Genomic DNA, 21,863 nt, shown 5'->3' on the forward strand with positions numbered 1-21,863 from the left:
CCGTTCCGGTCGCGGTGCGCCCGGTGGAACGGTCAGAAGAGGAGATTGAAGACGACGGCCGCGATCGTGGCGCCGATCAGCGGTCCGACGACGGGAATCCAGGAGTAGCCCCAGTCGGAGCCGCCCTTGTTGGGCAGGGGGAGGAGCGCGTGGACGATGCGGGGCCCGAGGTCACGGGCCGGGTTGATCGCATAGCCCGTCGGCCCACCGAGCGAGAGGCCGATCCCGAGCACGATCAGGGCCACCATCAGCGGACCCGTTCCGGAGAGCGCCAGGTCGTCGTTGACGCCGATGGTCAGCACGCCGATCACCAGCACGGCCGTCGCGATGATCTCGGTGGCCAGGTTCTGCACGGTGTTGCGGATCTCCGGCGCGGTGGCGAAGACGCCCAGCACCGGGCCCGGCTCGCCGGGCTGGGTCGCGCGCCGCTCGGCCTTCCGTTCGGCGCTCTCGTCGAAGGCGCGCACGCCCGGCGTGGCCGAGCCGCTGACCTCCTCGCGGTCCAGCAGATGCGCCTGGAAGTGGCCGTAGTAGGCGAGCCAGACCAGCACGGCGCCGAGCATCGCGCCCAGGATCTGCCCGGCGACATAGGTGGGGACGTCGCTCCACTCGCCGGTGTCGATGGCGATGCCCAGGGTCACCGCCGGGTTGATGTGGGCGCCGGAGAGCTGGGTGGAGGCGTAGGCGCCGGTGAGCACCGCCATACCCCAGCCCAGGGTCACGACGACCCAACCGGCCTCGAACGCTTTCGACTTCTTGAGAACGGTGCCGGCGACGACGCCACCACCGAGCACGATCAGTACGGCGGTGCCGAGCACCTCGCCGAAGAAGATATCGGAGCTGGACACCCGTGACTCCTTTGTCCTTCGTCCAGGGGATTCCTGGCCGACATCCGTCCAGTGTTCGACATTATCGACCAACGAACGGCAGTGTTCTCCCCGGGGAGGGCTCCGTCAAGTGGGTAAGCGCCAGATACCTCTCCGGTGTCTGGATTGTCCTAGAAGCGTCCGGCTCCGAGGTCCCGCGACACGGCCCGGGCGCAGTCCCGCACCGCCGCCACCAGCCGGGGCCGGGGCGCCTCGCCGTCGAGCACCCGCTCCACGGCGCCCGTGATGCCCACCGCGCCCACCGGCATCCGGCGACGGTCCACGATCGGCGCGGCGACCGAGGCGACGCCGTCCCAGGTCTCCCCGACGTCACTCGCCCAGCCGCGTGCCCGCACCGTCGCCAACTCCCGGTCGAAGGCGGCCGGGTCCGTGACCGTCAACGGGGTGATCCCGGCGAAGTCCGAGTCCATCACCTCGTTGTGCGCCACCGGGTCGAACGCCGCCAGCACCTTCCCCAGCGCCGTGCTGTGCAGCGGCTGCATCGCGCCGACCTCCAGCACCTGCCGGCTGTCGTCGGGCCGGAAGACATGGTGGACGATCAGCACCCCACGCTGGTGGAGCACGCCCAGATAGGTGCTCTCGCCGCTGGACCTGGCCAGGTCGTCCGTCCACACCAGCGCCCTGGCGCGCAGCTCGTGGACGTCCAGGTAGCTGTTGCCCAGGCGCAGCAGCTCGGCGCCCAGCTGGTACTTCCCCGAGATCTTGTCCTGCTCGACGAAGCCCTCCTGCTGGAGCGTGCGCAGCAGCCCGTGTGTGGTTGCCTTGGCCAGCCCTATGGCCGAGGCGATGTCGGACAGACCCAGCCGCCGCTCGCCGCCGGCGAGCAGGCGCAGCACCGCGGCCGCGCGTTCCAGTGACTGGATGGTCCGAGCCATGAGGCCGCCTCCCTGCGTCCCGCCTCGCGAAACATCTTGCGTTCGACATTGTCGAACTCCAGTGGGGGATGTCGATACCCCCAGGCCAGGAATGAGTTTACGGCGGACCGATTCCCGGAAAGTTCCGCTCTCTGGCGCGGCCACCCGGTTAGGCTGCTGGGGTGCGTCACCGTGAGCGGAGGCGCATAGCCGACAGCCGTCGCACTCTGGGAGAGAAGCCCATGGCCCTTGCCAGCCTGCCCACCACCAGCCAGGCGCAGCGCGCCCAGGCCCTGCGAGACGCCCTCGCCAGCCGCGTCGTGGTCGCCGACGGGGGCATGGGCACCATGCTCCAGGCGCAGGACCCCTCGCTGGAGGACTTCCAGCAGTTGGAGGGGTGCAACGAGGTCCTCAACGTCACCCGCCCCGACATCGTGGCCAACGTCCACCGCGAGTACCTGGCCGCCGGCATCGACTGCGTGGAGACCAACACCTTCGGCGCCAACCTCGCCGCCCTCGGCGAGTACGACATCCCCGAGCGGGTCCACGAGCTGTCCGAGGCCGGCGCCCGGGTGGCCCGCGAGGTGGCCGACGCGTTCGCCGCCGAGGACGGCCGCGTCCGCTGGGTGCTGGGCTCCATGGGCCCCGGCACCAAGCTGCCCACCCTCGGCCACACCAGCTACCGGCCGCTGCGCGACGCCTACCAGCAGAACGCCGAGGGCCTGATCGCCGGCGGCGCCGACGCGCTGCTCGTCGAGACCAGCCAGGACCTGCTCCAGACCAAGGCCGCCACCCTGGGCGCCCGCCGCGCGCTCGCCGCGCTCGGCGCCGACCTGCCGCTGCTGGTGCAGGTGACCGTCGAGACCACCGGGACCATGCTGCTCGGCTCCGAGATCGGCGCCGCGCTCACCGCCCTTGAGCCGCTGGGCATCGACATGATCGGCCTCAACTGCGCCACCGGCCCCGCCGAGATGAGCGAGCACCTGCGCCATCTGGCCCGGCACAGCCGGCTGCCGCTGTCCTGTATGCCCAACGCCGGCCTGCCCGTGCTCGGCAAGGACGGCGCCCACTACCCGCTGACCCCCGAGCAACTGGCCGACGCGCACGAGGAGTTCGTGGCCGAGTTCGGCCTCTCCCTGGTCGGCGGCTGTTGCGGCACCACGCCCGAGCACCTGCGCCAGGTGGTGGAGCGGGTGCGCGGCGTCACGCCGCCCGCCCGCGATCCGCAGCCCGAGCCCGGCGCCTCCTCGCTCTACCAGAGCGTGCCGTTCCGTCAGGACACGGCCTACCTCGCGATCGGCGAGCGCACCAACGCCAACGGCTCCAAGAAGTTCCGGACGGCCATGCTGGAGGGCCGCTGGGACGACTGCGTGGAGCTGGCGCGCGAGCAGATCCGCGAGGGCGCCCACCTGTTGGACCTGTGCGTGGACTACGTGGGCCGGGACGGCGCCGCCGACATGAGCGAGGTCGCCAGCCGGCTGGCCACCGCCTCCACCCTGCCCATCGTGCTGGACTCCACCGAACCGGCCGTGCTGGAGGCCGGGTTGGAGCATCTCGGCGGGCGCGCGGTGATCAACTCGGTCAACTACGAGGACGGCGACGGCCCCGACTCCCGGTTCGCCCGCGTCGCCCGGCTGGCCGCCGAGCACGGCGCCGCGCTGATGGCCCTCACCATCGACGAGGAGGGGCAGGCCCGCACCCCGGAGCACAAACTCGCCATCGCCGAGCGGCTGATCGCCGACCTCACCGGCAACTGGGGCTTCCAGCCGTCCGACATCCTGATCGACTTCCTGACGTTCACCATCTGCACCGGGCAGGAGGAGTCCCGCAAGGACGGCGTCAACACCATCGAGGCCATTCGGCAGTTGAAGCGCCGCCACCCCGACGTCGGGACCACGCTCGGCCTGTCCAACATCAGCTTCGGCCTCAACCCGGCCGCCCGCCTCGTCCTCAACTCCGTCTTCCTCGACGAGTGCGTCAAGGCCGGCCTCGACTCCGCGATCGTGCACGCCGCCAAGATCCTGCCGATCGCCCGCATCGACGAGGAGCACGTCCAGGTCGCCCGGGACCTGATCTTCGACCGCAGGCGCGAGGGCTACGACCCGCTCCAGGAGTTCCTGACCCTCTTCGAGGGCGTGGACACCAAGACCATCAAGGCCGGCAAGGCCGAGGAACTGGCCGCCCTCCCGCTGGAGGAACGGCTCCGCCGCCGGATCATCGACGGCGAGCGCAACGGCCTGGAGGCCGACCTCGACGAGGCCCTGACCGAACGGCCGGCCCTGGAGATCGTCAACGACACACTGCTGGAGGGCATGAAGGTCGTCGGCGAACTCTTCGGCTCGGGGCAGATGCAGCTGCCGTTCGTGCTCCAGTCCGCCGAGGTGATGAAGAACGCGGTGGCCCACCTGGAGCCGCACATGGAGAAGTCGGACGACGAGGGCAAGGGCACCATCGTGCTGGCCACCGTGCGCGGCGACGTCCACGACATCGGCAAGAACCTCGTCGACATCATCCTGACCAACAACGGCTACAACGTGGTCAACCTCGGCATCAAGCAGCCGGTTTCGGCCATCCTGGACGCCGCCGAGGAGCACAAGGCCGACGTGATCGGCATGTCCGGGCTGCTGGTGAAGTCCACCGTGATCATGAAGGAGAACCTGGAGGAGCTGAACCGGCGCGGCCTCGCCTCCGGCTACCCCGTCATCCTGGGCGGCGCCGCCCTCACCCGCGCCTATGTGGAGCAGGACCTCCACGAGATCTACGAGGGCGAGGTCCGCTACGCCAGGGACGCCTTCGAGGGGCTGCGGCTGATGGACGCGCTCGTCGCCGTCAAGCGCGGCGTGCCCGGTGCCACCCTGCCCGCGCTGAAGCCGCGCCGCGTCGCCCGCCGCGACACCCCCGCCGTCGCCGAGCCGACCGACGAGGCCCCCGCCCGTTCCGCCACCGCGACCGACGTGCCGCTGCCGACCCCGCCGTTCCTCGGCACCCGCGTCGTCAAGGGCATCCCGCTCAAGGAGTACGCGGAGTGGCTCGACGAGGACGCCCTCTTCAAGGGCCAGTGGGGCCTGAAGGCCGCCAGGGGCGACGACGGGCCCGACTACGCCGAGCTGGTGGAGACCGAGGGCCGGCCCCGGCTGCGCGGCTGGCTGGACCGGCTGCACACCGACAACCTCCTCCAGGCCGCCGTCGTCTACGGCTACTTCCCCTGCCGCGCCGAGGGCGACGACCTGGTGATCCTCGACGAGGAGGGCGCCGAGCGGACCCGCTTCACCTTCCCCCGGCAGCGCCGGGGGCGGCGGCTGTGCCTGGCCGACTTCTTCCGCCCGGCGGAGAGCGGCGAGACCGACGTGGTCGCGCTCCAGACCGTCACCATCGGCCCGAAGGTCAGCGAGGCGACCGCCGAGCTGTTCGCCGCCGACGCCTACCGCGACTACCTCGAACTCCACGGCCTGTCCGTGCAGTTGGCCGAGGCGCTGGCCGAGTACTGGCACTCCAGGGTCAGGTCCGAGCTGGGCATCGCCCAGGCCGACCCCACCGAGCTGTCCGGCATGTTCCGCACCGAGTACCAGGGCTGCCGCTACTCGCTCGGCTACCCCGCCTGCCCGGACCTGGAGGATCGCGCCAAGATCGCCGAGCTGCTGGACTCCGAGCGGATCGGGGTGACCCTCTCCGAGGAGTTCCAGCTCGACCCGGAGCAGTCCACCGACGCCATCGTCGTCCACCACCCGGAGGCCAACTACTTCAACGCCAGGTGACCGGGGGCCCGGGGCCGCACGCCTACCGCACGCCGGGCACCCGGGCGCGTTCAACGGCACTTCACTGCCCCGACCGGGTGAGGTCAGCCGTTCGGCTCGGAACGGTTCCCACGTCCGACGTAGACTGATCGGTCCGGTGCTGGCCGGTCGCCCCCGGGGGCGACCGGCCGGTTCGCTCCCTGCGGCCGCTACGGAGGCGTGCGGATGACGAGTTCCACTCCTGCCCTGGACACCCCACGACCCGTCGGTTCCGTGCCGCGCGCGGTGCTGCTCGACATGGACGGCACCCTCGTGGACACCGAGGACTTCTGGTGGGACGCCGAGGTCGAGGTCTTCGGCGCCCTGGGCCACGTGCTGGCCGAGGAGCACCGCGAGGTGGTCGTCGGCGGCCCGATGACCCGCTCCGCCGGCTACCTGATCGAGGTCACCGGCGCCGACATCACCCTCGACGAGGTGCGCGACCTGCTCAACGCGGCCTTCCTGCGCCGCCTCGACCAGGGCGTGCCCCTGATGCCGGGCGCTCGCCGCCTGCTGACCGAGCTGGCCGCCCACCGGGTGCCCACCGCCCTGGTCTCCGCCTCGCACCGCGAGGTCATCGACCGGACGCTGCGCTCCCTGGGCGCGGAGTTCTTCGCCACCACCGTCGCCGGCGACGAGCTGGCCAGGACCAAGCCGCACCCCGACCCCTACCTCACCGCCGCGCTGCGGCTCGGCGCCGAGCCGGCGCACTGCGTGGCCATCGAGGACACCGCGACCGGCGTCGCCTCCGCCGAGGCCGCCGGCTGCCGGGTGCTCGCCGTTCCCTCCGTCGCGGCGATCCCGCCGGCCGCCGGGCGGACCGTCGTCGACTCCCTGGAGGCCGTCGACCTGGCCTTTCTACGGGGCCTGGTCACCGGCCCGCCGGCCAGGCCGGCGCCCGACCCGGCCGGCGGCGGGATGGCCGAAACCCGTCCGTGATCCATCTCACGCCGGTCCCGTGTTGCGGGAGAGCTGCGCCCGCTAAGGTCGGTTGGGCTCGTCGAGACAGGCTCGCGACCGAAGGACCGACCACGTGAAGACCCGCTTGGGGAGGGCGTACCCCACACTCATCGCCCTCTCGATGGCCGTGGCCCTGCTGGCCGGCTGTGGACTGACCGAAGAAGAGGGGGCCGGCCAGGGCGAGCGCATCACCCTGGGCATGACGGACGAGGTGCTCGCCGTCGACCCGGCCTCCGGCTACGACCCCGGCTCCTGGCTGGTCTTCAACAACGTCTTCCAGTCGCTGCTCAGCTTCCCGCCCGGCGGCACCGAGCCCCAGCCGGAGGCCGCCGAGGAGTGCGGCTTCACCGACCGGGCCAGCCAGCGCTACACCTGCACGCTGAGAGACGGGCTGACGTTCAGCAACGGCAACGCGCTCACCTCGAAGGACGTCAAGTTCTCCTTCGACAGGACGCTGCGCATCGACGACCCCGACGGGCCGGCCGTGATGCTCGCCACGATCGACCAGATCGAGACGCCGGACGACCGGACGGTCACCTTCCACCTCAGCGAGCCGGACGCCACCTTCCCGCAGAAGATCGCCTCCGGCGCCGGGTCCATCGTCGACCACCGCGAGTACCCGGCCGACGCGCTGCGGACCGACGGCGAGGCCGACGGCTCCGGCGTGTACACGCTGGCCGGCTACGGCGAGGACGAGGCCGTCTTCGAGGTCAACCCGGACTACCAGGGGCCCGCCGAGGTCAAGAACTCCGGCATCACCATGCGGCTCTACCACGGCGACCAGCAGGCCCTCGACGACGCCGTGCGCGGCGGCGAGGTGGACGTGGCCTACCGGGGGCTCGCCGCCGAGGACATCGCCACGCTGCACACCGCCGACCGCAGCGGCGACGGCGAGTTGAAGGTCGTCGACGGCACCAGCGCCGAGGCCCAGTACCTCGTCTTCAACCTCGACGACCCGGTCACCGGCGACCCGGCCGTCCGCCGCGCGGTCGCCCAGCTCATCGACCGCGAGGCGCTGGTGCGCGACGTCTACCAGCGCACCGCCGAGCCGCTCTACTCGGTCGTGCCGGCCGGCATCACCGGCCACAACACCGCGTTCTTCGACCGCTACGGCGGCACCGGCGACCGCTCGGCCGCCGAGGAGACCCTCCGCGAGGCCGGCATCACCGAGCCCGTCGAGCTGACCCTGTGGGCCACCCCGGTCCGCTTCGGCCCGGACACCGTCGCCGCGTTCGAGCACCTGGCCGCCCAGCTCAACGCGAGCGGGCTCTTCGAGGCCAGCGTGCGCAGCGCGGACGCCGACGAGTTCGCCCAGGGCGTCGCCGACGGCGAGTACGGGGCGTTCGTCCGTGGCTGGGTGCCGGACTTCCCCGACCCGGAGAACTTCACCGACCCGTTCTTCGGCCCGGACAACGTCCTCGCCAACGGCTACGTCTCGGAGCGGATCACCGAGGAACTGCTGCCCGCGACGCGCAGGGAGGCCGACCGGGCCGACTCCGCCGACGACTTCAGTGCCCTCCAGGACATCGTGGCCGAGGAGGTCCCGATGATCCCGATCTGGCAGGGCCGGCAGTACGCGGTCGCCGACGAGAACATCAACGGCCTCCAGTGGACGCTCGACCCCTCCACGGTCTTCCGCTTCTGGGAGCTGGAGATGGCCGAGGTCTGAGCGCCCGTCTTCGGGGTCCGTCCCGGCCGCGCTCAGCTGCCGGGCCGGACCAGCCCGCTCTCGTAGGCGAAGACCGCCGCCTGCACCCGGTCCCGCAGCTCCAACTTGGTGAGCACATGGCCCACATGGGTCTTCACCGTGGTCTCGCTGACGAAGAGGTCGGCGGCGATCTCCGCGTTGGACAGGCCACGGGCCACCAGCTTGAGCACCTCCACCTCCCGCTCGGTGAGGGTGCCCAGCGCGTCGGGAACGGGCTCCTCGCCGGAGGGCAGCTTGGCCGCGTACATATCCAGCAGCCGGCGGGTGACGCTGGGCGCCAGCATCGCCTCGCCGTTCGCGACCACCCGGATCGCCTGCACCAGCTCGGCGGCCGGCGCGTCCTTCAACAGGAAGCCGCTGGCCCCGGCGCGCAGCGCCTCCACCACGTACTCGTCCAGGTCGAAGGTGGTCAGCACCAGCACCTTCACCGGCCCGTCCTTCGCGGGCCCGGTGATCTGCCGCGTCGCCTCGACCCCGTCCATCCTGGGCATCCGGATGTCCATCAGCACCACATCGGGCTGGAGCGTCCGCACCTGCTCCAACGCCTGGAGGCCGTCGCCCGCCTCGCCCACCACGGCCAGGTCCGGCTCGGCCTCCAGGATCATCCGGAAACCGGTGCGCAGCAGGGGCTGGTCGTCCACCAGCAGAACGCGGATCGGCATCGAAGCGCCCTTCGGTCGGGGAGGTCGGTCACATCGGTGCGGCCGGGCACGATCATTCTGGCCCACCCGCCCCAGCCCCCGTCGCCCGGGCGTCCTCCGGCGCCGCCTCGCCGGCGGCCTGGGCCGGCAGCGGCAACGCCGTCTGGATGTGCAACGGGTACGGCGGGGGAGTGCCCCCGAACTCCGGGCAGCGCGCCTGGTGGTCGCACCAGCCGCACAGCCGCCCGCGCCTGGGCCGCCAGTCGCCCGACTCCGTGGCCCGCTGGATCGCCTCCCACAGCGCGAGCACCTTCCGCTCCACGCCCCGCAGATCCGCCTCCTCCGGGTCGTAGGTCAGCACCTCGCCGCTGCCCAGATACACCAACTGGAGCCGGCGCGGCACCACTCCCCGCAGCCGCCACAGCACCAGCGCGTAGAACTTCATCTGGAAGAGCGCCCCGGCCGCGAACTCCGCCGGCGGCGCCTTGCCCGTCTTGTAGTCGACGATCCTGATGTCCCCGCCGGGCGCCACGTCCACCCGGTCGATCACCCCGCGCAGCCGCAGCCCGGACTCCAGCGTGGTCTCGACCCACAACTCCCGCTCCGCCGGCTCGAGTCGCGTCGGGTCCTCCAGCGTGAACCACCGCTCCACCAGCCGCTCGGCCTCCGCCAGGAACGCCGCCAGCCGCTCCTCGTCCAGCTCCGGCTCCGGCTCCGGCTCGCCCGCCGCGTCCGCGCCCGCCGACGCCCCGTCAGCTGCGGCGGCCCCGGCGGCCCCGTCCTCGGCCCCGGCAGCGGCGGCGTCCTCCTCGGCCGCCGCCACCCCGCCCGCCCGGAACAGCCGCGCCAACTCCGGCCGCCGCTCCAGCAGTCGGCGCCACTCCGGCGCGACCAGCGCCCGCGCCCCCGGCACGCTCCGCTCGGCCGCCGGCGCGTCGAAGACCCGCTCCAGCACCGCGTGCACCACCGTGCCCCTGGTGGCCGCCTCGTTCGGCTCCTCGGGCAGCCGGTCGATGACGCGGAACCGGTAGAGCAGCGGGCACTGTTGGAAGTCGGCGGCCCGGGAGGGGGAGAGGGAGCGCGGTGGCGCGGCGGCGGAGCGAGTCATGCGGCGTACCCTACGGCGCGTCACTGACACTCAGCCCATACCATCGACTCCACGCTCACGGTGCGGGACCATCGGACCGCGTCCCGGAGGCGAGGCGCGAGGCCGCGAGGCGACGAGGGGATCAGGTGGCAGAGACCACGACCGACCGGTCACCCGACCCGGAGAACCCGGAAGATCCGGAGAACGCGCGGAACCTGGCGGACCCGGAGAGCCCGGAGCACCGGGACGCCCCGGACACCCGGGACCCGCGCCGCCCGCGCGGCGCCCTCCTGGTGGGCCGCGTCCGGGACGTGCCCATCTATGTGACTCCCAGCTGGTTCCTGGTCGCCGCCCTGATCACCCTGCTCCTCGGCCACCAACTCGACCGCGCGCTGCCCGAACTGGGCCAGGAACGCTACCTGGTGGCCCTCTTCTTCGCCGTCGCCTTCTACGGCTCCGTGCTGGTCCACGAGTTGGCCCACACCTACGCCGCCCTCCGCCTCGGCCTGCCCGTGCACCGGGTGTTGATCCAGTTCATCGGCGGTGCCTCGGAGATCGACGACCGGTCCACCACGCCCCGCAGGGACCTGGTGGTCGTCGGCTCGGGGCCGTTGCTCTCCCTCGTCCTGGCCGGCGTGTTCGCCCTCGCCATGCTCGCCGTCGAACCCGGCACCGTGCCCGGCGTGCTGGTCGCAGCGCTGATGATCTCCAACCTGATCGTCGCCGTCTTCAACCTGCTGCCGGGACTGCCCTTGGACGGCGGCCGGATGCTGCGCGCCGTCATCTGGTGGCGCACCGGCGACGTGCTGCGCGGCACCGTCGTCACCGCCTGGACCGGACGGGCGCTGGCGCTGGTCGTGCTCGTCGGGTTCCCCACCGCGACCCAGCTGGCCGCCGGCGACCGCGGCGCGTTCGGCGGGCTGCAACCGCTGCTCGACGCGCTGCTCGCCGCCGTGCTGGCCGCGATCATCTGGCTGGCCGCCGGGCGCGGCCTGAGCCAGGCCAGGCGCAACGCCCAACTCCCCTCGCTCACCGCCCGCGCGCTGACCCGCCGTGCCATCCCCGTGCCCGGCGAGACCTCCCTCGCCGAGGGGCTGCGCCGCGCCAACGAGGTCGGCGCCCAGGCCCTCATCGTGGTCGACGACGACGGCGCCCCGCTCGCCCTGGTGCGGGAGGCGGGCATCGCCGGCGTCCCCGACGACCGCAGGCCCTGGGTGCCGGTGATCGCCCTGGCCGAGGAGTTGACCGACGGGATGCGGGTGCCGGCCGACCTCACCGGCGAACCGCTGCTGGACCACCTCGACGCCACCCCGGCCAGCGAGTACCTGGTCGTCGAGGAGAACGGCGAGGTGTACGGCGTGCTGTCCTACCGCGACGTCGACAAGGCCCTGCTGGCCATGGAACGCCGCCGCCCGGCCGCCGCGCCCCGCCCCGCCGGCTGACGCGCGCCCCCGGCTGACCGGCCAACGCCCACCCGCCCGCATCGACCGCCGACCGGCCTCGATTACGGCCCGGCAGCACGCCTGGTCTAGGCTGGCCGCCATGTCCGAACCGACCGGTGCCGCCCGCCGTCGCGGGCCCTTCGAGGTCGGGGACCAGGTACAGCTGACCGACCCCAAGGGACGCCACTACACGTTCACGCTTGAGGCGGGCAAGAGCTTCCACACCCACAAGGGAGCCTTCCCGCACGACGAGCTGATCGGCGCCCCCGAGGGGACCGTGGTCCGCACCACGGGAAACGTCGCCTATCTGGCGCTGCGCCCACTGCTCCCCGACTACGTCCTGTCCATGCCCCGTGGGGCCGCCGTGGTCTACCCCAAGGACGCGGGGCAGATCCTGGCGATGGCCGACATCTTCCCCGGCGCCCGCGTCGTCGAGGCCGGCGTCGGCTCGGGGTCGCTCTCCACGTTCCTGCTGCGGGCCATCGGCGACCAGGGGATGCTGCACTCCTACGAGCGCCGCGCCGACTTCGCCGAGATCGCCCGGGAGAATGTCACCCGGTACTTCGGAACGCCCCACCCCGCCTGGGAGTTGACCGTCGGGGACCTCCAGGACCACCTCTCCGACACCGAGGTGGACCGCGTCATCCTCGACATGCTCGCGCCCTGGGAGTGCCTGGACCCGGTCGCCAAGGCCCTGGTGCCCGGCGGCATCGTGTGCGCCTACGTCGCCACCACCACCCAACTCGCGCGCACCGTCGAGACGATCAGGGAGCACGGCAGCTTCAACGAGCCGACCGCCTGGGAGACGATGGTCCGCACCTGGCACGTCGAGGGCCTCGCGGTCCGCCCCGACCACCGGATGATCGGCCACACCGGCTTTCTGCTCACCGCCCGCCGGCTCGCCGACGGGGTCACCCCGCCGCTGCGCCGCCGCCGCCCGGCCCCGGGCGCCTACGGCTCGGACTACACCGGGCCCGGCTCGGCCACCGGCTGAACCTCCACGCTCGATCTCCACACCGAACTCCCGCCGGGCGGCACAGGGTTGACGCGGACGCGGGTGGGACGCGAAGGAACGGGTGGGAACGGTGAGGGGCGTGGGACGAGGGGTACCCCGCCGTTCCCGGCCGATGTGAGATATGGCACCATGCCGGTCTGCCGGCGAGCCTCAGCCGACGCCCCCTCCCGCCCCCAGGAGACCCCGCGTGCAGCAATCGGCAGCGCCCCAGGGCGCCACGACCGACGGTCTTCCGCACACCCACGCCCGCCCCCGGCACTGGCTGGTCACCGCCGTCGGCGTGGCCGCCGTGACCGGGGTCGCCGCCTTCGTCCAGCCGACCGGCGCCGGTGCCACCTCGGGCGGCGCGGTCGCCACGGCCGGACCCGACGCCACCGTCGCCGAATACCCGCTGGACTGCGGCCCGTTCGACGTGCTGGTCACCGACCAGGCCGAGGTGGACCTCGACGCCGACGGCCAGGGCGAGACCGTCGCCGTGGTCCGCTGCGACGCCGGCTCAGGCTCCCCGCCCAACGGCATGTACCTGCTCACCCACGCCGCGGGAACGGACGCCGCGCCCGAGGTCACCGCCACCCTGGTCGACCCGGGAGAGCAGATGACCGTGGACCGGCTGGCCACCGAGGGTGCCGGCTTCTCCGCCCGGCTGGTCGGCTACTCCTCGCCCGACGTCCGCCGCTGCTGCCCCGACCTCCAGCGCGACGTGCGCTGGGAGTGGCGCGACGGCCGGCTGGAACTGATCGCCGACCGGGCCCCCAACAGCGTCTGAGCCGGCCGCGGCGCGGGACCCCGCCGGAGAAAGGGCGCCGCGACTCAGTCCGCGTCGGGCCCCAGCACCTCGACGCCGTCCGAGGCCCGCCGCACATGGATGCACTGCCCCGGACAGTCCTTGACCGAGTCGGACACCTCGCGCAGCAGCGGCAGCGGAACGACCGCCCTGGCCCCGGGATCGGTCAGCAACTCGGCCTCCTCGCCCGGCTGAGCCGGCGGCTTCACATAGGCCAGACCGTCGATGTCCAGCTCGAACACCTCGGGCGCGTACTGGGCGCAGATCCCGTCCCCGGTGCAGAGGTCCTGGTCGATCCAGACCTCCAGCTCCTCGGCCTCGGGAGCCTCGTTCCGCGTGCTCATCCGGCTGTCGCTCCTTGCCCGCTCGTGGCGGCCCGTACGGCGCGGGAACGGCAAAAGCGGCTGTCCCCGACGGGTGTTGACCACCACCGACGATACAACCGGCCGCTTCCTTACGGCGCGGGGTGGGTATCCCCCTGGCGTGAGGGAGTGCGCAAGGGTGAAGATCGGACACGCCCCGACCGTCTTTGTGATCTAGGGGTTTCGAACTGCACCGGTCCAGGTAGGGTCTGGAAGCGTCCAGCTCCCCTTGGAGGAGGTGAGGACCGTGGTATCCCAGAACGACGACAGCAACCGCGGCATCCGGTCCGGGCGAGGTTCCGACGACCAGGCCCGCCAGATCGCCGACCTTGAGCAGGAGATCACCGTCCTGCGCCGCAAGCTGGCCGATTCGCCGCGGCACACTCGGATTCTCGAAGAGCGGATCGTTGAGCTACAGACGAATCTGGCCGGCGTGTCCGCGCAGAACGAACGGCTCGCGAGCACCCTTCGGGAGGCGCGCGACCAGATCGTCGCGCTCAAGGAGGAGGTAGACAGGCTGGCCCAGCCGCCCTCGGGCTTCGGGGTGTTCCTGACCGCCAACGAGGACGGCACCGCCGACATCTTCACCGGCGGCCGCAAGCTCCGGGTCAACGTCAGCCCCGGACTCGAACTCGCCGAGCTGCGGCGTGGCCAGGAGGTCATGCTCAACGAGGCGCTGAACATCGTCGCCGCGATGGAGTTCGAGAACGCCGGCGACATCGTCACCCTCAAGGAGGTCCTGGAGGACGGCGAGCGCGCGCTGGTCGTCGGCCACACCGACGAGGAGCGCGTCGTCAAGCTCGCCGAGCCGCTGATGGCCTCGACCCTGCGGGCCGGGGACGCGCTGCTGCTGGAGCCGCGCTCCGGCTACGTCTTCGAGGTGGTGCCCAAGAGCGAGGTCGAGGAGCTGGTCCTCGAAGAGGTCCCGGACATCGACTACACCAGGATCGGCGGCCTCGGCGGCCAGATCGAGCTGATCAGGGACGCGGTCGAGCTGCCCTACCTCTACCCTGACCTGTTCCGCGAGCACGAGCTGCGCCCGCCCAAGGGCGTGCTGCTCTACGGCCCGCCCGGCTGCGGCAAGACGCTCATCGCCAAGGCCGTCGCCAACTCCCTCGCCAAGAAGGTCGCCGAGGTCACCGGCAAGCCGGCGGGGAAGAGCTTCTTCCTCAACATCAAGGGCCCCGAGCTGCTCAACAAGTACGTGGGCGAGACCGAGCGCCACATCCGCCTGGTCTTCCAGCGGGCCAGGGAGAAGGCCAGCGAGGGCACGCCGGTCATCGTCTTCTTCGACGAGATGGACTCCCTCTTCCGTACCCGTGGCTCGGGCGTCAGCTCGGACGTGGAGAACACCATCGTTCCCCAGCTGCTCTCCGAGATCGACGGCGTGGAGGGCCTGGAGAACGTCATCGTGATCGGTGCCTCCAACCGCGAGGACATGATCGACCCGGCGATCCTGCGCCCGGGACGACTCGACGTGAAGATCAAGATCGAGCGCCCGGACGCCGAGGCCGCCCGCGACATCTTCTCCAAGTACCTCACGCCGCGCCTGCCGCTGCACGACGACGACCTCGGCGAGCACCAGGGGAACGCGGAGGCCGCCGTCGACGGCATGATCCAGACCGTCGTGGAGCAGATGTACGCGGAGACCGAGGAGAACCGCTTCCTGGAGGTCACCTACGCCAACGGTGACAAGGAGGTCCTGTACTTCAAGGACTTCAACTCCGGCGCCATGATCCAGAACATCGTGGACCGGGCCAAGAAGATGGCGATCAAGGACTTCCTCGACCACCAGCAGAAGGGCATCCGCGTCTCCCACCTGATCTCGGCCTGCGTCGACGAGTTCAAGGAGAACGAGGACCTGCCCAACACCACCAACCCGGACGACTGGGCCCGGATCTCCGGCAAGAAGGGCGAGCGGATCGTCTTCATCCGCACGCTGGTCACCGGCAAGCAGGGCGGCGACACCGGCCGTTCCATCGACACGGTGGCCAACACCGGCCAGTACCTGTAGGACCTGTAGGACCGAATCAGAGCAGCGAGCGACGACGTCCGGCTGCGGGGCACGCGAGACGCGTGGCCCGCAGCCGGACGCGTTCCCAGACCGTCCAAGGAAACTCGCGGTGATCTCCTCACCGCACCCCGTGTCGCCTAGGCTGCTAGGCAGCGACCGGGTCCTTGAGGACACCGCGAGGCAAGGAGGGCCGCATGACCGTACGGCGAGTGATGGGCATCGAGACCGAGTACGGCGTCTCCGTCCCTGGCCACCCCAACGCCAACGCCATGCTCAGCTCCTCCCAGGTCGTCAACGCCTACGCGGCGGCCATGCACCGCGCCAGAAGAGCCCGTTGGGACTTCGAGGAGGAGAACCCGCTCCGCGACGCCAGGGGCTTCGACCTGGCCAGGGACAACGCGGACGCCAGCCAGCTCACCGACGAGGACATCGGCCTGGCCAACGTCATCCTCACCAACGGCGCCCGGCTCTACGTCGACCACGCCCACCCCGAGTACAGCGCCCCCGAGACCACCAACCCGCTGGACGCGGTGCTCTGGGACAAGGCGGGGGAGCGGATCATGGCCGAGGCGGCCCAGCGCGCCGGCGAGGTGCCGGGCGCCCAGCCGATCCTGCTCTACAAGAACAACACGGACAACAAGGGCGCCTCCTACGGCACCCACGAGAACTACCTGATGAAGCGGGAGACCCCGTTCTCCGAGATCGTGCGGCACCTGACGCCGTTCTTCGTCTCCCGCCAGGTGGTCTGCGGCGCCGGCCGGGTCGGGCTCGGGCAGGACGGCGGGGAGCACGGCTTCCAGATCAGCCAGCGCGCCGACTACTTCGAGGTCGAGGTGGGCCTGGAGACCACCCTCAAGCGCCCCATCATCAACACCAGGGACGAGCCGCACGCGGACGCCGAGCGCTACCGCCGCCTCCATGTGATCATCGGCGACGCCAACCTCTCGGAGATCTCCACCTATCTGAAGCTGGGCACCACCGCGCTGGTGCTGTCCATGATCGAGGACGGCTTCATCGCCGTCGACCTCGCCGTGGACCAGCCGGTGCGCACCCTGCACCGGGTCAGCCACGACCCCTCGCTCAAGGAGCTGGTGACGCTGCGCAGCGGCCGGCGACTGACCGCCGTCCAGCTCCAGATGGAGTTCTACGAGCTGGCCCGCAAGTACGTCGAGGAGCGCTGGGGCGCGGACGCCGACGAGCAGACGGCGGACGTGCTCACGCGCTGGGAGGACGTGCTGACCCGGCTGGAGAGCGACCCGATGAGCCTGGCCAACCAGCTGGACTGGGTGGCCAAGCGGGAGCTGATGGAGGGCTACCGGCGCCGCGACGGGCTGGGCTGGGAGGCCGCCAGGCTGCACCTCGTCGACCTCCAGTACGCGGACGTCCGGCCCGACAAGGGCCTCTACAACCGGCTGGTGGCGCGCGGCCGGATGCGCACCCTGCTCGACGAGGACGAGGTGACCCGCGCGCGGCGGCAGCCGCCGGAGGACACCAGGGCCTACTTCAGGGGCCGCTGCCTGGAGCGGTACGCGGAGCATGTGGCGGCCGCCTCCTGGGACTCGGTGATCTTCGACCTGCCCGGGCGCGACTCGCTCCAACGGGTGCCGACCATGGACCCGCTGCGGGGCACCAGGGAGCACGTGGAGGGGTTGCTGGAGCGCTCCGAGACGGCCGAAGATCTCGTCAAGGCGCTCTCCGGCGGCTGACTCGCCCCCGATCAGGGAATGATCGGGGTGGGTTCCGGACGTTGTTGCTCCGAGAAGCCGATGTCAGCCCCGGCTAGTAGGGTCTGATCTTGTCACGTCACAGCTGAGCATGGGGTGAGGGAGATGGCGACCAAGGACACCGGCGGCGGCCAGCAGAGGGCGTCGCGTACCAGCGAGGAGACCGAGGAGCAGGCGCAGGACGCCGAGGTCTCCGAGGATCTCAAGGAGCGTCAGGAGGCCCTGACGGACGATGTGGACTCGGTCCTGGACGAGATCGACGAGGTGTTGGAGTCGAACGCCGAGGACTTCGTGCGCAGCTTCGTTCAGAAGGGCGGCCAGTAGGCCGGCGGCTGCCGGGTTATCGCTTCCGACGCATGTGGATCATGTCCATGTGACGGGTAGGGTCCGTGACGTACGCTGCCTCTGCCCGGCCCACCGCTGGCCCGGAGCAGCGGACCGTTTCGCCTATCTGGAAGGAAACCTGTGGCAGCCAACTCCCACGACCAGGGGCGACTCCCGGCGGCCTTCCTGCGGCCGGGGTCGTCCTCGTTTCTGGACTTCCTCTCCGAGCACGCGCCCGAGCGGCTGCCCGGCCGGTCGCTGCCCCCGATCGAGGGCCCGGTGGAGGCGGTGCACGGCACCACCATCGTGGCCGCGAGCTTCGCCGACGGGGTGGTGCTGGCGGGCGACCGCCGCGCCACCATGGGCAATGTCATCGCCACCAAGGACATGGAGAAGGTCTTCCCGGCCGACGAGTACTCGGCGGTCGGCATCGCCGGCACGGCGGGCATCGCCGTGGAGCTGGTGAAGCTCTTCCAGCTGGAGTTGGAGCACTTCGAGAAGGTCGAGGGCGAGGTGCTCTCGCTGGAGGGCAAGGCCAACCGCCTCTCCACGATGATCCGGGGGAACCTGGGCATGGCCATGCAGGGCCTGGCCGTGGTCCCGCTCTTCGCCGGGTACGACCTGGTCCACGGGCGTGGCCGGATCTTCTCCTACGACGTGGCCGGCGGCCGCACCGAGGAGACGGGCTTCGCCTCCGTCGGCTCCGGATCGGTCTTCGCCCGCGGCTCGTTGAAGAAGCTGCACCACGCGGACCTGACGGAGGAGCAGGTCGTCACCGTCGTGGTGCAGGCCCTCTTCGACGCCGCCGACGACGACTCGGCGACCGGCGGCCCCGACCTGCTGCGCCGGATCTACCCCATCGTCATGGTGATCACCGAGGACGGCATCCGCCGCCTGACCGAGGACGAGGCGTCCGAGGTCGCCAGGACCGTCCACGACGCGCGCCTGGGACGGCCCAACGGCCCGCAGGCGCCCGTCGTCTAGGGGCCTCGCCCAGCCCGCGATGCCGACCATTTCGCTGTGACCGACCAGATGTGAAGGGACAACTCCGGTGTCCACGCCGTTCTATGTCTCACCCCAGCAGGCCATGGCCGACCGCGCCGAGTACGCCCGCAAGGGCATCGCGCGCGGCCGGAGCCTGGTGGTGCTCCAGTACGCCGACGGCATCGTGTTTGTCGCCGAGAACCCCTCGCGCGCGCTGCACAAGGTGAGCGAGATCTACGACCGGATCGCGTTCGCCGCGACCGGCAAGTACAACGAGTACGAGAGCCTGCGCATCGGCGGCACCCGCTACGCCGACCTGCGCGGCTACACCTACGACCGGCAGGACGTGACGGCCCGCGGCCTGGCCAACCTCTACGCCCAGACACTGGGCACGATCTTCTCGGCCACCGTGGAGAAGCCCTACGAGGTCGAGTTGCTGGTCGCCGAGGTCGGGGCCACCCCGGCCGAGGACGAGATCTACCGGCTGCCCCACGACGGTTCGATCATCGACGAGCACGGCTCGGTCGCCGTCGGCGGGAACTCCGACCAGATCGGCAGCTACCTCAGCCAGCGGCACCGGGACGACATGAGCCTGGGCGAGGCGCTGCGGCTGGCCGTTGCGTCGCTGGCCAGGGAGAGCGGCGGCACCGAGCGGGAGATCACCACCGAGCAGCTCGAGGTCGCGGTCCTGGACCGCAAGCGGCCGCAACAGCGCAAGTTCAAGCGGGTGTTGCAGCGTCAGCTCGCGGACCTGCTGGCGGCGGGCGACGATGTCCCCGACGGCGACAGCGACGCCCCGGAGGAGTCGGACGACGCCCCGAAGAAGAGCGACCCCAAGAAGAACGGCGAGAAGTGACCCCGCCGCCGCCCGACTGATCCCGGGGCTCATCCCGGGGCTCGGTCGGGCGGCGGCGCCGTGGTGCCGCGCCGGACCAGGCGCACCGGAAGCACGGTGTCACGCCGACCGGTGCTCCGCGAGCCCTCCGGGGCACCCTCCAGCACGGCCAGCAGCGCCCGCATCCCCGCCGCGCCCAGTTCCTCGGCCGGCAGGCTGACCGTGGTCAACTCCGGCTCCACCGTGGTGGCCAGCGCCAGATCGTCGAAGCCGGTCACCGACACGTCCTCCGGCACCCGCAGCCCCAGCCGCCGCACCGCCTTGCAGGCGCCGGCGGCCAGCACGTCGTCGTCGCAGACCAGCGCGGTGGGGCGGGGCGTGGCGGCCAGCGCCCGTTCGGCGGCCACCAGCCCGCCGACCACGCTCAGCTCGGCCCGCTCGGTGCGCGGCGCCGGGGCGCCCGTCGAGCGCAGCCGCTCGGCCAGGGTCGCGGCCCGCACCGCGAAGGTCCAGGAGTCGACGTCGGCCGCGACATGGGCGATCCTGCGGTGCCCCAACTCCCGCAGGTGGTCGGCGACCTGCCGCATCCCGGCCGCGATGTCCGGGTTGACGGTGGCCGCCGCCGGGGCCCGGCCCGGCTCGCTGTCCAGCATCACCAGCGGCAGCCCCGCCGCGCTGAGCGCGCTCAGCGCCTCGGCCGCCATCGACGAGGCCAGCACCCCGTCCAGGGTCGCCGCCGCCGAGGCGAACGGGTCGGGCGCCGGGCCCACCCCCTCGGGCGAGGGGTAGAGCACCAGGTGCAGCCCGTTCTCGGCCGCCACCGTCGCCGCGCCCGCGTGCACCCGCCCGAAGAAGTCGTTGGTCAGCGCCGGCACCACCACCAGCGCGGTGCGGGTGCGGCCCAGGCGCAGGGTGCGGGCCGCCAGGTTCGGCCGGTAGCCCAGCTCCCGCGCGGCGGCCCGCACCGCCTCGGCGCGGGCGGGCGAGACCCGGCCGCGCCAGCGGTCGCGCAGCACCAGCGAGACCGTCGCCTGGGAGACGCCGGCGCGCTCGGCCACGTCACGGCTGGTCGGCGGGCGCGCCTGGGCCACGGGCCCTCCTCGGGGAGCGGGTCACGGGCGAGAGACCGGTTCTCGGCCTTCCGGATCGGGCCATCGTACGTAGAATCGGAGGTCGTTATACGTAACACTGACGAAGGGTGAACCCATGGCCGCCGGCTACGGGGAACTGCTGCGCTCCCCCCATGTGCTGCGCCTGCTGACCGGCACGCTGGTGGGCCGACTCCCGCACGGCACCGCCCCGTTGGCCATCGTGCTCTTCACCAGGGCCGAGGGCGGCGGCTACTCGCTGGCCGGCGCGCTGGCCGCCGTCCACGGCCTGGCCACCGCCGTCGGCCAGCCGCTGCTGGGCCGGCTCGTGGACCGGCGCGGGCAGCGCCTGATGTTCCCCGCCGCGCTGGTCTCCGCGCTGGCCATGACCGCGCTGGCGCTGGTCGGCACCGGCTCAGTGCCGCTGGCCGCCGCCCTGGTGCTGCTGGCCGGGCTCACCACCCCGCCGCTGGAGGGTGCGCTCCGCGCGCTGTGGTCGACCGTGCTGGGCGCGCCCGAACGGGTGCGCAGGGCCTACGCGTTGGACGCCGTCGCCCAGGAGGTGATGTTCGCCGGCGGCCCGCTGGTGGTGATGCTGCTGGTCGCCGCCTGGTCGGAGGGCGCGGCGCTGCTGGTGATCAACGTGGTCGGCCTGCTCGGCGCGCTCACCGTGGTGGTCTCCGAGCCGTCCAGGGCCTGGCGCGGCGAGCGGCGCGAGGCGCACTGGCTGGGCGCGCTGCGCTCCGGCGGGCTGCGCGCGCTGCTGGGCTGCTTCCTGTGCATAGGGATGGCGCTGGGCGCGATCTCGGTGGCCGCCGTGGCCTACGCGGACGCGCGGGGCGACGAGTTGGTGGCCAGTTATCTGCTCTCCGCGCTGGGCGTGGGCGCGTTGGTCGGCGGGCTGTGCTACGGCGCCAGGCCCTGGGTCGGGCCTGCCGAGTCGCGGCTGCTGGTGCTGGTGACCGCGCTGGCGGCCGGCTATCTCCCGCTGGCCCTGGTGCCCGCCTCCGTGGCGCTGATGACGCTGCTCGCCGGGGTCTGCGGGATCTTTCTCGCGCCCGCGCTGGCCTGCGCGTTCGTGGTCATCGACCGGCACGCGCCGCGCGGCACCGTGACGGAGGCGTTCTCCTGGCTGGTCACCACCTTCGGGGTCGGCGCGGCCGTCGGCACGGCGGTCGCGGGGCCGGTCATCGAGTGGGGGCAGGAGGCGGCCGGCTTCCTGGTCGCCGGCGTCTCGGGGTGGCTCGGGGTGCTGGTGCTGCTCGCCACCCGCCGCGTTCTCGCAGTTCCCAGGGGCGAGTCCACGCCGTCGGCGGAATCGCGAAATGATCGAAACGCCGCGCTCGAACCCGGTTTCAGAAGCGGGCATCAGGCGTAATGT

At 71.9% G+C, this 21,863-nt stretch carries 18 protein-coding genes; 12 read left to right on the forward strand and 6 right to left on the reverse strand.

The window, feature by feature from the left end:
• Positions 1 to 32: 32 nt before the first annotated feature.
• Together FH609_RS22130 and FH609_RS22135 are read right to left on the reverse strand one after the other, a co-directional pair.
• Entirely contained in the window at positions 33 to 848 is an 816-nt protein-coding gene (locus tag FH609_RS22130) for an MIP/aquaporin family protein (protein WP_139670805.1), read from the reverse strand.
• A gap of 149 nt (positions 849 to 997) precedes the next feature.
• Positions 998 to 1,762 (reverse strand): IclR family transcriptional regulator, encoded by a 765-nt coding sequence (locus tag FH609_RS22135; RefSeq protein ID WP_139670807.1) that lies wholly within the window; start codon positions 1,760 to 1,762, stop codon positions 998 to 1,000.
• 221 nt (positions 1,763 to 1,983) lie between these two features.
• Here FH609_RS22135 and metH point away from each other — a divergent pair, with 221 nt between their 5' ends.
• The 3 genes from metH to FH609_RS22150 all read left to right on the forward strand — a co-directional run bounded on the left by metH (position 1,984) and on the right by FH609_RS22150 (position 8,143).
• Positions 1,984 to 5,496 (forward strand): methionine synthase, encoded by a 3,513-nt coding sequence (gene metH / locus FH609_RS22140; protein WP_139670809.1) that lies wholly within the window; start codon positions 1,984 to 1,986, stop codon positions 5,494 to 5,496.
• A gap of 204 nt (positions 5,497 to 5,700) precedes the next feature.
• Positions 5,701 to 6,453, forward strand: coding sequence for an HAD family hydrolase (locus tag FH609_RS22145; protein ID WP_139670811.1), 753 nt, complete (start codon positions 5,701 to 5,703; stop codon positions 6,451 to 6,453).
• A 142-nt stretch (positions 6,454 to 6,595) separates the two neighbouring features.
• The gene (locus FH609_RS22150) at positions 6,596 to 8,143 is read left to right on the forward strand and encodes an ABC transporter substrate-binding protein (protein WP_139671122.1); all 1,548 of its coding nucleotides are present in this window, start codon (positions 6,596 to 6,598) and stop codon (positions 8,141 to 8,143) included.
• Between the two features lie 32 nt (positions 8,144 to 8,175).
• On the opposite strand, the gene FH609_RS22155 is transcribed toward FH609_RS22150, so the two are convergent.
• Positions 8,176 to 8,844, reverse strand: coding sequence for a response regulator (locus FH609_RS22155; protein ID WP_139670813.1), 669 nt, complete (start codon positions 8,842 to 8,844; stop codon positions 8,176 to 8,178).
• Between the two features lie 52 nt (positions 8,845 to 8,896).
• Positions 8,897 to 9,931 carry a RecB family exonuclease gene (locus FH609_RS22160; RefSeq protein WP_139670815.1) on the reverse strand — a complete coding sequence of 345 codons (1,035 nt, stop codon included), beginning with the start codon at positions 9,929 to 9,931 and terminating at the stop codon, positions 8,897 to 8,899.
• Between the two features lie 125 nt (positions 9,932 to 10,056).
• Here FH609_RS22160 and FH609_RS22165 point away from each other — a divergent pair, with 125 nt between their 5' ends.
• The 3 genes from FH609_RS22165 (at position 10,057) to FH609_RS22175 (ending at position 13,133) form a co-directional block, all read left to right on the forward strand.
• The gene (locus FH609_RS22165) at positions 10,057 to 11,352 is read left to right on the forward strand and encodes a site-2 protease family protein (protein ID WP_139670817.1); all 1,296 of its coding nucleotides are present in this window, start codon (positions 10,057 to 10,059) and stop codon (positions 11,350 to 11,352) included.
• Positions 11,353 to 11,452: 100 nt separating this feature from the next.
• A complete protein-coding gene (locus tag FH609_RS22170) occupies positions 11,453 to 12,346 on the forward strand; it encodes a tRNA (adenine-N1)-methyltransferase (RefSeq protein WP_122182585.1) in 894 nt (297 codons plus the stop codon).
• 208 nt (positions 12,347 to 12,554) lie between these two features.
• The gene (locus FH609_RS22175) at positions 12,555 to 13,133 is read left to right on the forward strand and encodes a hypothetical protein (RefSeq protein WP_139670819.1); all 579 of its coding nucleotides are present in this window, start codon (positions 12,555 to 12,557) and stop codon (positions 13,131 to 13,133) included.
• A 44-nt stretch (positions 13,134 to 13,177) separates the two neighbouring features.
• Here the strand turns inward: FH609_RS22175 and FH609_RS22180 are convergent, their stop codons facing one another.
• On the reverse strand, positions 13,178 to 13,495 hold the full coding sequence (locus FH609_RS22180) for a ferredoxin (RefSeq protein ID WP_139670821.1): 318 nt from the start codon (positions 13,493 to 13,495) through the stop codon (positions 13,178 to 13,180).
• Positions 13,496 to 13,742: 247 nt separating this feature from the next.
• Between FH609_RS22180 and arc the strand changes: the two genes are divergently transcribed.
• The 5 genes from arc (at position 13,743) to prcA (ending at position 19,415) form a co-directional block, all read left to right on the forward strand.
• Entirely contained in the window at positions 13,743 to 15,527 is a 1,785-nt protein-coding gene (arc, locus tag FH609_RS22185) for a proteasome ATPase (protein WP_405379071.1), read from the forward strand.
• Positions 15,528 to 15,721: 194 nt separating this feature from the next.
• Positions 15,722 to 17,233 (forward strand): depupylase/deamidase Dop, encoded by a 1,512-nt coding sequence (gene dop / locus FH609_RS22190; protein WP_139670825.1) that lies wholly within the window; start codon positions 15,722 to 15,724, stop codon positions 17,231 to 17,233.
• Positions 17,234 to 17,356: 123 nt separating this feature from the next.
• Positions 17,357 to 17,575: a ubiquitin-like protein Pup gene (locus FH609_RS22195; protein ID WP_097230087.1), complete on the forward strand. Its 219-nt coding sequence runs from the start codon at positions 17,357 to 17,359 to the stop codon at positions 17,573 to 17,575.
• A 141-nt stretch (positions 17,576 to 17,716) separates the two neighbouring features.
• The gene (gene prcB / locus FH609_RS22200; protein WP_139670828.1) at positions 17,717 to 18,559 is read left to right on the forward strand and encodes a proteasome subunit beta; all 843 of its coding nucleotides are present in this window, start codon (positions 17,717 to 17,719) and stop codon (positions 18,557 to 18,559) included.
• 67 nt (positions 18,560 to 18,626) lie between these two features.
• On the forward strand, positions 18,627 to 19,415 hold the full coding sequence (gene prcA, locus FH609_RS22205) for a proteasome subunit alpha (RefSeq protein ID WP_139670830.1): 789 nt from the start codon (positions 18,627 to 18,629) through the stop codon (positions 19,413 to 19,415).
• Between the two features lie 29 nt (positions 19,416 to 19,444).
• Here prcA and FH609_RS22210 read toward each other — a convergent pair whose 3' ends face one another.
• Complete coding sequence (locus FH609_RS22210) at positions 19,445 to 20,485, reverse strand: LacI family DNA-binding transcriptional regulator (protein ID WP_226961880.1); 1,041 nt, start codon at positions 20,483 to 20,485, stop codon at positions 19,445 to 19,447.
• Positions 20,486 to 20,600: 115 nt separating this feature from the next.
• Here FH609_RS22210 and FH609_RS22215 point away from each other — a divergent pair, with 115 nt between their 5' ends.
• Complete coding sequence (locus FH609_RS22215) at positions 20,601 to 21,860, forward strand: MFS transporter (RefSeq protein ID WP_139670832.1); 1,260 nt, start codon at positions 20,601 to 20,603, stop codon at positions 21,858 to 21,860.
• Positions 21,861 to 21,863 lie beyond the last annotated feature (3 nt).

The organism is Streptomyces sp. 3MP-14, assembly GCF_006334905.2.
Taxonomy (GTDB): domain Bacteria; phylum Actinomycetota; class Actinomycetes; order Streptomycetales; family Streptomycetaceae; genus Streptomyces; species Streptomyces triticirhizae.